The organism is Sorangium sp. So ce426 (assembly GCF_051475585.1).
Lineage (GTDB): Bacteria > Myxococcota_A > Polyangia > Polyangiales > Polyangiaceae > Sorangium > Sorangium cellulosum_B.
Window position 1 is genome coordinate 5,306,930 of sequence record NZ_CP150341.1, and the last position, 12,696, is coordinate 5,319,625.

The 12,696-nt window shown below is 73.2% G+C and carries 7 protein-coding genes; 4 read left to right on the forward strand and 3 right to left on the reverse strand.

The genetic code is table 11. The features are described 5' to 3' along the window. Positions 1 to 45 precede the first annotated feature (45 nt). Complete coding sequence (locus tag WMF44_RS19680; protein WP_437300655.1) at positions 46 to 4,176, forward strand: hypothetical protein; 4,131 nt, start codon at positions 46 to 48, stop codon at positions 4,174 to 4,176. Positions 4,177 to 4,383: 207 nt separating this feature from the next. Further along, a complete protein-coding gene (locus WMF44_RS19685) occupies positions 4,384 to 6,099 on the forward strand; it encodes a hypothetical protein (protein ID WP_437300656.1) in 1,716 nt (571 codons plus the stop codon). Between the two features lie 17 nt (positions 6,100 to 6,116). Here WMF44_RS19685 and WMF44_RS19690 read toward each other — a convergent pair whose 3' ends face one another. The 3 genes from WMF44_RS19690 to WMF44_RS19700 all read right to left on the reverse strand — a co-directional run bounded on the left by WMF44_RS19690 (position 6,117) and on the right by WMF44_RS19700 (position 9,182). Continuing rightward, the gene (locus WMF44_RS19690) at positions 6,117 to 6,365 is read right to left on the reverse strand and encodes a hypothetical protein (protein ID WP_437300657.1); all 249 of its coding nucleotides are present in this window, start codon (positions 6,363 to 6,365) and stop codon (positions 6,117 to 6,119) included. Between the two features lie 53 nt (positions 6,366 to 6,418). Beyond that, the gene (locus WMF44_RS19695) at positions 6,419 to 7,690 is read right to left on the reverse strand and encodes a hypothetical protein (RefSeq protein ID WP_437300658.1); all 1,272 of its coding nucleotides are present in this window, start codon (positions 7,688 to 7,690) and stop codon (positions 6,419 to 6,421) included. A 142-nt stretch (positions 7,691 to 7,832) separates the two neighbouring features. Further along, positions 7,833 to 9,182 (reverse strand): hypothetical protein, encoded by a 1,350-nt coding sequence (locus WMF44_RS19700; protein ID WP_437300659.1) that lies wholly within the window; start codon positions 9,180 to 9,182, stop codon positions 7,833 to 7,835. Between the two features lie 284 nt (positions 9,183 to 9,466). Between WMF44_RS19700 and WMF44_RS19705 the strand changes: the two genes are divergently transcribed. Continuing rightward, positions 9,467 to 11,380, forward strand: coding sequence for a L,D-transpeptidase (locus tag WMF44_RS19705; protein WP_437300660.1), 1,914 nt, complete (start codon positions 9,467 to 9,469; stop codon positions 11,378 to 11,380). A gap of 284 nt (positions 11,381 to 11,664) precedes the next feature. After that, positions 11,665 to 12,690, forward strand: a complete 1,026-nt coding sequence (locus tag WMF44_RS19710) for a tetratricopeptide repeat protein (RefSeq protein ID WP_437300661.1) — start codon at positions 11,665 to 11,667, stop codon at positions 12,688 to 12,690. Positions 12,691 to 12,696: the final 6 nt, after the last annotated feature.

Below are 12,696 nucleotides of genomic sequence, written 5' to 3' on the forward strand. Positions count from 1 at the left end.
CAGCGGGCGCGGCGCTGCGGGTCGTGCTCCCCCGGAGGGTTCCTTATGCCCCGCGTCATCACGCATTTCTCCGCCATCCTTGTTCTCCTCGTCATCGCCGGATGTGCCGCTTCGGGCGGCGGGTGCGCCGGCTGTGGAATGACTCCCCTCCCCGCCGGCTTCAAGCCCGCGGACCGCATCGAGAACGCCGGCGCGGCGCGGCTCACGCAGTCGGGCGTCGAGTTTCTCGAGCAGAACCTGGGTGTCCTCGGGCGCGCGCTCCTCGGGGGTGGGGACGGTGGAATCATCACCTTCCCGATCCCCCGGTCCTCCGGGTCCGCGCTGGTCGACTACACGGTCTGTCCTGGTGGAGCCGACCCGAACGCGAGCCCGCCGAGGTGCGCAGCGGAGATCGACGTGGGGAGCGCGGCGCTTCACCTCGAACCGCGGACCCCGCACAACCTGCGAATCCGGGGGTCTCTGCCGGTGCGCCTGCAGAACCTCCCGATCCTGATCGACTTCCTCGTCACGGACAGCACGGTCATCGCCACCCTCAACGGCAACGACGCGTGCCCGCCCGCCGACCAGACCTTCACGAACATCGACCTCGACGTCGATCTCTCGGTCGAGATCGACGTGAATCCGCAGCACTCGCGGCAGGGCTACTCCCGCGTCAAGATCGTCCGGCTCGGCATCGCCCAGGATCAGCTCGAGTCGAGGCTGCAGCTCGACTGCGGCGACTCCGTCGCCGGCGACATCCTCGATTTCTTGAGCCCAATCGTCCTCCCCCTCCTGACCGGCTCGCTCGCTGACACGCTGAAGGCCCAGCTCGACCAGCAGCTCTGTCTGAAGGCGGAGCCGACGCAGGACCCGGCCTGCCCCGACGGCACGAACGACATCGGCGGCGTCTGCCGCTACGGCACGCACGCGAACGACGAGTGCGCCTCGATCCTGCTCGGCGTCGAGGGCCACATCGATCTCGGCCGGCTGTTCGCGAGCATCTCCCCGGGCACGCAGGGCGGGTTCGACCTCCTGCTCGCCGGCGGCGGCACGGGCGAGCGGGACGACGGCTCCGATCTCGCGTGGGGCGATCTCAACCCGGTCGGCAACGGGCTCACCCTCGGCCTCTACGGCGGCGCCGAGCCGGTGCCGACATCGAAATGTGTGCCGCTGTCGAACATGGCGCTCCCGGCGGGCATCCCGATTCCCGATGAGCTCGTCGCCAACACCGTCTCCGACTGGCCAGCGGACCTTCCCGGCCCCCACGTCGGTCTCGCGATCTCCGAGCGCTTCGCGAATTATGCCATGAACGGTCTCTACAACAGCGGCCTGCTCTGTCTCGGGATCTCCACGGAGACGGTGCCTCTCCTCAACTCTGGCACGCTGGGGCTGCTGGCCCCCTCCGCAAAGGATCTCGCGCTGCAGCGCGAGTCGCAGCAGGTCGCGGTCGTCATCCGTCCGCAGGTGCCCCCTCGGCTCACCTTTGGCAATGGCACGAACGGAAGCGACGACCCGCTGATCCGCATCCAGCTGGACCGGGCGAGCTTCGATTTCTACGTCTGGTCGCTCGACAGGTTCATCCGGTTCATGACGGCGACGTTCGACGTGGATGTGCCCATGAACCTCTCGGTCACCCCCGAGGGGCTCACGCCGGTGATCGAGGCGCTCAGGGTCGAGAACGGCAAGGTGACGAACAACGGACTTCTGCGGGAGAACCCCGACAACATCGCGGAGGCGCTGGGCGGCCTCCTCGGCGGCCAGCTCGGGCAGCTGATCGGCGGCGGCATCCCGGCGATCGATCTCGACGGGTCGCTCTCCGCGCTCGGGCTCTCGCTGGTGATCCCGGAGTCGGCCGAGGGCGCGGGCTCCCCCGGCCTGCGGAAGCTCACGAAGGGGCAGGACAACTACCTCGGCATCTTCGCGGCGTTCGGAACGACGGCGCAGCAGCGCGCGACGATGAGCGACACGCAGGCCGAGCTGAGCCGCAAGGAGGTGCGCGCCGAGGGGCTCCGCCTGCCCACGATGACCCGCGATAACGGGCCGACGGCGCGGCTCGTCATGAGCTCGCCGCTCGACGACGGCACGCGGGCCGTCGAGTACTCGTACCGCATCGACAGCGGCGTGTGGCGCCCGTTCACGCGCGAGCGCATCGTCGAGCTGCGCGACGACTGGCTGCGGCTCCCGGGGCGTCACGTGATCTCGGTGCGATCGCGGATCGCGGGCGCTCCCCTGTCGCTGGATCCGACGCCGGCGACCGTCGAGATGGTGGTCGACGTCGATCCGCCGGTCATCTCCGTCGGCGCGGCGGTGGACGGCCGGGCGCCGCTCGAGGTGCGCGATCGGGTCTCGGACGCCGCGCGCGCGAAGGTGCGCGTGCGGCTCGACGACGGCGCGTGGTCCCCGTGGTCGACGGCGGCGGAGACGACGTCGGTGGACGTCGGCGACGCGGTCGACATCGAGGTCGAGGCCGTGGACGAGGAGGGGAACCTCGGCACGGCGCGGCAGGCGATCCTCCGCGGCCGGGTCCCCGTCGACCCGTCGGCGGGCTGCGGCTGCGTCATGGCTGGCGGCGCCGGCGAGACGCCGTCGGGCGTCCGCTGGCTCGGCCTCGCCGTCGCGGCGGCCTTGCGGCTCGCGCGGCGCGGCGACCGGGGCTCGTCGCCCCGGCGCCGCGCCCTTCACGCCGCGCGCGGCGCGCGCGGCGTGAAGGGCGCGCTGGCCGGGGTCGCCGTCATGGCGCTCCTCGGCTCGCACGCCGGATGCTCGTGCAGCGAGGAGCCGGAGCAGGTGGAGCCGGGGTGCGTCGCGCCCGACTGCATGACGCTGGAGCACGGGCTCATCGGCGCGTACACCTCGGTCGCGGTCGCCGCCGACAAGCGCACGGTCTGGGTCGCCGGCTACGCGGAGGCCGACTGGCGCAACGCGTTCGCGTGGGGCGACCTCGTGGTCGGCACGTGGGACGGCGAGGCGGTCGCGTGGGAGGCGATCGACGGGGTGCCCGCGGAGCCCCCGGTCGACCCGGCCCGGTTCGACGTGAGCGGGTTCCGCGGGGGCCAGACCGACCCCGGCGACGACGTCGGCCTCTGGACGTCGATCGCGGTGGGGCCGGACGGCAATCCGGCGGTGGCCTACTACGACCGCACGAACCGCGCGCTCAAGTTCGCGCAGCGGCAGGGCGGCACGTGGGCGGTGAGCTTCGTGCAGCAGGCGCCGAGCAGCGACATCGGCCGTTACGCGAAGCTGCTCTTCGTGAAGGGGTCGCCCGTCATCGCCTACCTCGCGATGGAGCCGGGCGAGGGCGGCGCGGTCACGTCGAGCGTCCGGATCGCGACCGGCGAGAGCGCCACGCCCGGGGAGGGCGCGTGGCGGTTCGAGGACGCGGCGAAGGACGAGGCGACGCCGTGCCGCGCCTCCCTCTGCGGCGCCGGGGCGAAGTGCATCCGGAGCACGGGGCGCTGCGCGACGGCGCTCGCGGCCGGCGACTGCGAGCCGGGGTGCGCCTCCGGGCAGGCGTGCATCGACGACGGCGGCTCGCCGGCGTGCGCAGCGACCTCCGACGGCAACCGGATCGAGACGTACCCCGAGGCGATCGGCGACTACATCGCGATGGCGCCCGACGATGCGGGCGGGTTCGGCCTGGCGTTCTACGATCGCATCCACGGCGACGTGGTGATCGCGTCGAGGTCGATGGGCGCGTGGGAGACCCGCATCGTGGACGGCGCGGCGCCGGACGGGACGGACACGGGCGACGTGGGCATGGGGACGTCGCTGTTCATCGATCGCGCCGGCGACTGGCACCTCGCCTACGCGGACGGCCGCTCGGAGGGGCTGCGGTACGCGCGGGTGAAGGGAGGCACGGAGGTCGAGCCCTCCGAGGTGGCGGACGACGGGCTCGGGATCGAGGGTGTCCCCTTCGAGGACGGGCAGCACCTCATCGGCGACGACGCGAACGTGTTCGTGACGGCGGCCGGGGAGGTGCGCATCAGCTACCAGGACGCGACGAGCGGGACCCTGCGGCTCGCGATCGGGACGAAGAGCGGCGACGGCCACAGCTGGCTCATCCAGGAGATCGCGCAGGAGGGGTTCGCGGGCGCCTTCTCGCGCATCGTGGAGGTGGACGGGCGGCTGCTCATCGCGAACTGGTGGCGCGTCGGCGGACAGACCACGAAGGGAGACGTGGCGCTCGTCACCCCCTGAAGCGCGCGCCGGAGCGCGAGTGCCTGGGCCGTGAGACGGCGGGATCACCGCGTGCGGCGTCCCCCTGGAGCGCTCGGCCGATCGATCGCCGTCGAGCAGGCGATCCGCCGACTGGGTATGCTCCTGGGTCGGCGCGGCCAGGGCGCGGGTGCGTCTTCTGCGAGGATCCGCAGGCAGAGCGAAGCGTCACAGGAAAGGCTTGGGACGATGAGAGCGACGGAACGAACGAGCAGCAACGCGGTGAGCAACGCATCCCCTGCGCCGTCCGGTGGAGCGCAGGGTCAGGCCGGTGCGCCCGCGCGGCGCGCCGCGCGGCGGCGGATCGGCGTCCCGTTCTCGCTGTGGCTGTTCCCCGCCGCGTCGGCCGTCGCGGCGCTGCACCTCGCCGGGTGCTGGCCGCTGTCCTACGTCGAGGATTGCAAGGAAGACTCGAGGTACTGCCCCTCCGAGCCGACGGGCGGCGGCAACGGCCCTGGCCCCACGTGCGAGCCGGACCCGACCCAGGATGCGAGCACCGTGGTGGACCGGTGCGCGGTGTTCGCGAGCGCGGGCGCGGCGTCCGAAGGAGATGGGACGAAGGCCAGGCCGTACGCGTCGCTTTCGGAGGCGCTCGCGAACGCGAACGGCAAGCGGGTGCTGGCGTGCTCGAGCGGCGTATTCGCGGAGAGCGTCACGGTCAGGGCGGCCGTCGAGGTGATCGGCGGCTTCGACTGCGGCGCGGGCTGGGCGTGGAGCCCGGCGGCACGGAGCGCCATCGACGGGCCCGCGAACAAGGTGGCGCTCACGCTGACGGAGGAAGCGGGCGGGGCACGGGTGCGGAGCTTCACGATCAGCGCGGCCAACGCGACGGCTCCGGGCGGGTCGTCGATCGGCGTGGCGGTCGCGGACATCGACGCGCAGCTCGAGCAGGTCGACGTGATCGCGGGGAACGGGGTGAACGGCGCGAGCGGCGAGACGCCGGAGGTCGTGCAGGATGGCGCGGACGCGCTGGAGGACGTCTCGAGCGCGTGCCTCGTGGCGGTCTACAGCGGCCAGCCCGGCGTAACGACGTGCGCGGATGGCGAGACGAGCGGCGGCGCCGGCGGCCTGGGTGGACAGCCCGCTGTAGATGAAGGGCGCGGGCAGACCGGCAGCGACGGCACGCCTGGTGCGGCCTCCCCGCCCGCATCCGGCATCGGCGGCATCGGACACGGGCAGACCGGAGAGACGGGAGAGACGGTGGAGTGCAGGGACGGCGCGAGCGGCGCGAGGGGCGCCTCTGGCGGCGCTGGCACAGCTGGCAACGGCACCACGCTGACGCTGGCCAGCATCACCGGAGGAGACGGCGGCACAGGCGGCGGCGGGACGCGCGGTCAAGGCGGAGGAGGAGGCGGCGGCGCGAAAGCAGGACGTTTCTGCATGTCCAGCGGGGGTGGCTACATCGACGGCGCGGGCGCCAGCGGCGGCGGCGGCGGGGCCGGCGGCTGCGGTGGGACGGGAGGCGGCGGTGGCAAGGCCGGTGGGTCGAGCATCGGGATCCTCAGCCTGGGGACCAAGCTGGCGCTGACCGATGTGACCATCGCCGTCGGCAAGGCGGGCCATGGAGGCGAGGGCGGAGGTGGAAGCCCCGGCGGCGAGGGCGGCATGGGGGGCAAGGGGGGGAGTCGCGTCTCCGGCGCTGGCTCGCTCGCGGGTTGCATGGGTGGCAAGGGCGGTGCGGGCGGCGATGGCGGCCCTGGCGGCGGCGGCCGAGGCGGCCACGCGGTGGGCATCGCCTACAAGGTCACGCCGAGCCCCGCGGCCGCCGAGGTGCCGTTCACGGGAGGCACGGCTGGCAACGGCGGTTCCGCCGGTCTCGGTGGCTCCCCCGGAAGCGGCGGCGCGGCCGGGGTGAGCGGCGCTTGCTGGGATTTCGCAACGAACCAGAGCTGCCCGCGGCCGTGATCGGCGCCGCCGCGCCGTCAGGCGCTCAGCGACACCGCGCGGATCTCCGCCGTCGCCGGGCCGCTCACACGCGCGCGCTCCGCGGCCACGAGATCGAGGAGCTCTTGCCGGGTCGCCTGCCCGCTGTCGAGCAGCGCGCGCATCGCGCCGTCCACGCAGCCCTTCACCCGCGCCAGGCGGGGAGCGGTCTCCCCGCCCTCCCGCGCGGTCAGCATGTCGTGCAGCATCCGCCTGAGCCCCGCCATCGCTTCGGTCTTCGAGCGCATCGCCATCACCTCGCCCGATCGGCCTAGCGGAGGCGGCGCGATCCGGCCAAGTTTCAGGCGCGCGGCAGCTTGCCCAGCGCGAGGTCCGCAGCGTCGCGCTCGATCCCCGCGAGCGCGACCCCCGGGCCCTTCCGTGGGACGAGCACCACGCGGCAGCGGCCGCGCGTCGCCGTCTCCAGGTGCGACAGCCCGAAGTCGAGCGCCGCGCCGAAGGCGAAGACGAGCGCGCCCATGCCGAGCAGCTCCGGGGAGCCCGCGCGCGCGCCGTCGACGAGCAGCGACACGCCCAGGTACGTCCCCAGCCCCAGCGCGACGAGCCCCGCGTAGAGGGCGAGCCGCGGGTAGCGCACCTCGCGCGTCGCCCGGAGGAGCGCCTCGACCGGGATGTACGTCTCCCGCTCCTTCAGCGTCCGGCCGAACAGCTCGGTCCGGCTCCGGACGGTCACGCCCTTCGGGCCGACCTCCAGCGCGGCGGGCCGGCGGTACCGCAGAAGGAAGCGCCCGGCGAGCCGGAGGACGTGCATCACGAGCAGGATCCCCGTCGCCGCTAGCAGCACGAGCGCCACCGGCCCGCGCGGCGGCGGTGACAGCTCGCCCGCGAGCCGCGCCGTCGCCCCGCCGTCGCGCTCCGGCGCCCACCTCTCGTCCCCGGTCGCCCCGGCGCTCTCCTGCGCGGCCCCGCTGGCGCTCGGCGCGCGGCTCGGCCGCCTGGCGGGCGACAGCGCGTCGCGCAGCAGCGAGCGCACGATCGGATCGCGCACGTCGTCCACCAGCGCCGCGGCTTCGGCGCGCGCATCGGGCGAGGGGCTCCCCCGCAGCGCCGCCGCGGCGATGATCGCGCCCGCCCGGCCGAGCTGCGGCAGCGCGCCCTGGTCGGCGCGCCGGACCAGCGCGGCGATCGACCGCCAGAGGCCCGCGGCGCGCTCGCCCAGCGCGGCGTCCAGCGCGGTCAGCGCGTCGACGGAGGTGTACGTCGCCAGCCAGACGAGCGCCTCGGCGACGCGGCCCTCCGCCTCCGGCCCGTCGGGCGGCGAGAGCGCGACCCCGCGCGCGAGCAGCGTGGCCAGGAGCACACGGGTCGCGCTCCCCGCGCCCTCGCTCGTGCCGCGCTCGAGCGCCCGGACCACGTTGCCGAACCGGGTCTCCACGTCGGCGACCGACAGGCCCGCCCGGTCGACGAGCTCCGCGAGGCCGCCCTCCAGGGTCGTCCGTCGCTCGTCCGCGGCGGCAAAGGCCGCGGTGTGGACGACCCGCGCGAGGTCGTCGCCGCGGGGGTGTCCGGCAAGCTCATCGAGCACGGCGTACGGAGAGTGTTCGGGCGTCATCGGCGCGGGCTGGTCGGATTAACTGAACGCCGCCGCTTTGGCTAGTGTTCCGCGCGGCCCGGGCCGCGCTCCGCCCCGGCACGGCCCCCGTGACCCCGGCGCGGCCGCCTTCGCCCCGGCGCGGCCGCTCTCGCCCCGCGCGCTACGGCTTCCGCGCGCCGCCCTGCTCCAGGAGCGCCTTCTCCACGAAGCCCATGATCAGCTTCAGCTGCCGGTTCGTAACGTGGAGCTTCGACCAGATGACCTTCCCGTCGGTGTTGAAGGCGATCTCATCCACCACATCGATCCTCGTGATCCCCAGGTCGATGGTCCGGATCGCGTTCAAGGTCTTCGTGAGCTCCTGCGCGTGAACCAGCGCATCTTCAGCGGATTCATCGCCCGCCGTGAGGGCGAGGTCCGCGCCCCCGTCCTTGGTCGGCGTGACGGTGAGGCGCATCCAAGCGAGGCTGCGCGGGACCGCCTGGACCCCGCGGAACGCGTTCGCGGGCGTGAGCATCGAGACGACGATGCCCGCCGTCGAAGATTTGTTGAATCCTTTCATGGACTTCAACTTGGACAGCTGATCTTCTTCAGCAGCGGGAAGGACCACGAGCAATCGCCGGTCCGGGACCATCGCGAAGATGCGCTTGCTGCGGTCGGCGGTGGCCCGCGCGGCGGGGACGGGGGCGTCTTCGATCCACGAGCCGTTCGACCGCTGCACGATGACGTCGACGGCCGCGCGCATGGTCTCCTCGGGCGCCCGGTAGTCCATGACGGCGACGACCTTGCTGGAGTCGCGGAGCTGCGGCCCGGCGATGAGGAGGTGGTCGATGTCCCGGATCGGGTCGACGGCGGTGTCGCTGAAGAAGGACTGCCACTGGGGGATGGTCGTCAGGATCCGGCCGAACCACGCGCCGAGCTCGTGGTTGCGGAGCCGGTCGCCGGCGATGAGCACCTGGACGTTCGGGTCCTTCGACGCGAGCTTGCCCGGCGCGCCCGCGGCGCTCAGCGGGGTCCGCAGGTTCGGGGGGTCGCCGTCGTTCTCCGTGCCCCCGTCGCCAGACGCGTCCGGGCCTGCGTCGCCTGGCGGCTTCCGGCGCGGCCGCTCGGGCGCGCCCGCGTCCGGCGCCTCCGGCGAGGCGCTCGCCGACGCGGCGGGCGGCGTCGCGGGCGCAGCGGCGCCCGCCCCGGAAGGCGCCCCCTCGCCGCCGCTCGCGGAGGGCGCCGCCGCGACCGCGCTGGGGTCGTCGGCGAGGAGATCGAGATCGATCGGCACGATCGTCTCGCCAGCGTCGTAGTCGGCCAGCTCGCCCCGGAGCGCGAACATCGCGTCGAGCCACGCGAACAGCGGGGTCGGGAGCAGGGGCAGGTGCAGGAGCGCCGCGACGACGGCCGCGGTGACGAGCGCCCGCCTGGACGCGGCGCGAACGAGCGGGACGACCGCGGTGCCACGGCCCACGCGCTGGGCCTCCGTCGTGTTGTTCAAGCCACGCCCCGGGGTCCGTTCCGCCACGGCGGTACCCTAGCAGCAGCCGTCCGAACGGCATCCATGCCCCGGAGCGCGGCCGCGCCGCGCGTCGCGGCGTCGTGGCACGTCGTTCGCTCAAGCGATGGTCATGCGATGTCGCCTGCCCCGGCGTCCGCCGTCGTCAGCTCGAGGGGCGCGCGCTCCGCAGAGAAGTGGATCGACACGTGAGTGACCAGGTACTAAGACCGCCGAGCCGACCCGACCCTACGGGTCGATCATCAGACCGCGAGGATCGGGAAGGCCGGTCCTCGCCCAACGCTGTGGATGCGATGAACCGCTCTCAGGCGCCCCGCCCCCGCGGGCAGAAGGACCCCGCACGATCGCACGGCAGCGGCAATGTCCGCACCGACGACCTGCGGAACCCGCAACCGGCGCCTGGCGCCGGACGCGCCGGCGGCGCGCGCACCTCGCTCGTGTCCAGCGCGCTCGGGTTCATCGCCGCGGCGGCCTTCGCCGGCACCGCGGCGTGGGCGAGCGGCTGCCAGGGCGAGGCCCCTCCCGGCCCCTCCACCGAAGGCGACTCGCCGCCCGAGCGGACATCGTCCCTCCCCCGCCCCGCGCCCGCGTCCTCGGCGCGCGCCGCCGCGTCCGCCGAGGCGCCCAGGGAGGCCCCGGCCACCGCGCCCTCCGAGGCCCCGGAGCCGCCCGCGCCCGACACGCCGTACACGGGGCCGCTGCTCGGCTCGATCATGCCGCAAGCGTCGGTCTATCCGACGATGGAGTTCTCCAAGCAGCGGCTCGGCTACATCCGGCTCGGCGGCAAGGTGCCGGTCGATCCGAAGCCGATCAAGGGCGGGAGCTGCGCCAAGGGCTGGTACCGCCTCCTCGACGGCGGCTACGTCTGCGGGAGGTCGGCCACGACGGACCTGTCGAACCCCCAGGTCCGCCTCGGCATCACGCCGCCGAACCTCGACGAGGTCCTCCCGTACAAGTACGCCTTCAACACGACCCACGGCACGCCGCTCTACCGCTCCGTCCCCTCGAAGGACGAGATGACGCGCTACGAGCCGTACCTCGACTCCGCGAAGCGCAAGCGGAAGGAAGAGGAGAAGCAGCGCGCCGAGGCGCTGTACGAGGAGACCGAGAAGGAGGTCGCCGCGGCGGCCGCCGCGCGCGCCGCGGCGAGCGCCGAGGCCGCCGCGAGCTCCGCGCCGGTGGCCGCCGTCGCCGCGGATCCGGCTGCAGTCGAGGACAAGGCGGCGGCCGTCGCCGCGGCCGCGTCGCTCGGCATCGCGCCGGCGCCGGTCGAGGAGGAGCCCGAGAAGCCCTGGTGGGAGAACGTCGACGAGAAGGGCAGGCCGCTCAACGTCACGCTCGCCGATCTCGACAAGGACGCCGACTCGACGGTCGCGAAGCGGATGGTCAAGGGCTTCTTCGTCGCGGTCGACAAGACCTTCGGGTGGAACGGCCGCAGCTGGTACAAGACGACCGCGGGCCTCGTCGCGCCGAGCGACCGCATGTACATCATCAAGCCGCCGGCCTCGCAGGGCATCGACTTCCCCGAGGGCGCGAAGTCGGTCGGCTTCATCCTCGCGAAGTCGGCGAGCAAATACCAGTTCGACGCCGAGAAGAAGTCCGTCTCCGTGGCCGGCTCGCTCGAGCGCTTCGCGGCGTTCGGCCTCACGGGCGAGAGCCACACCCACAGGTCGACGGTGTACCGGAAGACCACCGAGGGCTGGTGGATGAAGGGCGCCGACGGGACGTACACCGATCTCGGCGCCCCGCCGCCGGATCTCGCGCCGGGCGAGAAGTGGATCGACGTGAACCTGTCGCGCAAGACGCTCGTCGCGATCGAGGGCGACAAGCCCGTCTTCGCGGCGCTCGTCTCGCCGGGGAGGCGCTCGAAGGACAAGAAGAAGGACCACGCCACGCCCACGGGGGTGTTCCGCATCCGCGAGAAGCACATCGCGACAACGATGGACGGCGACGGCACGGTCGCGGGCGATCTGCCGTACAGCATCGAGGACGTGCCGTTCGTCGCGTATTACGACGGCTCGTACGCCCTCCACGGCGCCTTCTGGCACGGAAACTTCGGCCGGGAGATGAGCCACGGCTGCGTGAACCTCTCGCCGCTCGACGCGAAGAAGGTCTTCTTCTGGAGCGAGCCCAGGCTCCCGCGCGGCTGGCACGGGGTCTGGGCCACGCCGGAGAACCGCGGCACGCTCGTGTCCATCCACGAGTGAGCGGGCCGCGCGGCCGCGCGGCCGAGGACGCAGCAACACAGTACGCTCCCCATCGAGCGGGCCGCGCGGGAGCGGTCGGACCGGGCTCGCCGCGACGCGTGGGTACGAGCGCGCGCCGGAGCCGCGCCTCGCCTGGACCCACCTGGCGAGCCTAGCCGCCTGCCGTCCTGCCTCCGCCGGTTGCTGGAAATCCGGGCGGGCCGTGCCCGGAACAGCTCGAACGGTCGCTTTGACAGGGCTCCCTCTTGACTCGGGGCTCCCCTTCGCACACTTGTGGAGCCGCCATGGACCAGTTCTCGGCGCACCTCGACCGCGGGTGGGATCTCGTCCAGCGCGGGGACACGCGCGGAGCAGAGGCGTCGGCCCGACGGGCGCTCGAGCTCGATCCGAACTCGCCGGAGGCTCACAACCTGCTCGGCTTCGTCGCGGCCCTCGAGGGCGAGGGCGAGGAAGCCATCGAGGCGTACCGCCAGGCGATCGCCCTCGATGACACCTACCTGGAGGCGATGCTCAACGCCGCCGAGGTCTACATCCACCCGCTCGGCGATTTCGACCAGGCGATCGAGATGTGCGACCAGGCGCTGGACCTGGCCGAGGTCGACGAGGAGATCATCGACGCGCTCCTCCTGAAGTTCGACGCGCTCCTCGGCAAGGGGGATCTCGACGAGGCGGCCCAGGTCGCGGGGAGGATCCCCGAGGGCCCCTACGACAACCCGAACCACACCTTCCTCGTGGGCCGCGCGTTCTACGAGATCGGCCAGGCCGACAAGGCCGCCGCCCTCATCGAGGAGGCGGCGCTCAAGGACCCGCGGCACGCCGAGGCCCACTACTACCTCGGCCTCATCCGCGACGAGCGGGGCGATGTCCGCGGCGCGACGCAGGCCTTCCTGCGCTCCCGCGAGCTCGACGTCGAGCTCGGCATGCCCCCCTGGGCGCCGAGCCGCGAGGGCTTCGTGACGCTGGCCCAGAAGACGGTCGCCGCGCTCAACCCCGTGCTCCGGCGCTACGTCGAGGGCGCGGAGCTCTACATCTCCGACGTGCCCGGGATGGAGCTCGTCGCCGAGGGCGTCGATCCCCGCGCGCTGGTCCTCCTGGACGGCCTCAACGCCGACGAGCGGGAGCGGGGCCTCCGCGGCAGCGCCGAGGTCCACCCGTGCGCGCGGGTCTTCGTCTACGCCCTCAACGTCGCCCGCCTCGCGGGCAGCATCGAGGCGCTGGAGCGCGAGATCAACCTGGCGCTCGAGCGCGAGATCACCGCGACGTTCCTCGAGGCCGAGCAGAACGAGCGGACCGAGAAAGAGCTCAACTGATCGGGC

Bases quoted from the DNA above. Each gene is read 5' to 3' on its own strand.
- WMF44_RS19695 (WP_437300658.1), bottom strand. From the start codon at position 7,690: ATGACGCCCGAACACTCTCCGTACGCCGTGCTCGATGAGCTTGCCGGA.
- WMF44_RS19690 (WP_437300657.1), bottom strand. From the start codon at position 6,365: ATGCGCTCGAAGACCGAAGCGATGGCGGGGCTCAGGCGGATGCTGCAC.
- WMF44_RS19685 (WP_437300656.1), top strand. From the start codon at position 4,384: ATGAGAGCGACGGAACGAACGAGCAGCAACGCGGTGAGCAACGCATCC.
- WMF44_RS19680 (WP_437300655.1), top strand. From the start codon at position 46: ATGCCCCGCGTCATCACGCATTTCTCCGCCATCCTTGTTCTCCTCGTC.
- WMF44_RS19710 (WP_437300661.1), top strand. From the start codon at position 11,665: ATGGACCAGTTCTCGGCGCACCTCGACCGCGGGTGGGATCTCGTCCAG.
- WMF44_RS19705 (WP_437300660.1), top strand. From the start codon at position 9,467: ATGAACCGCTCTCAGGCGCCCCGCCCCCGCGGGCAGAAGGACCCCGCA.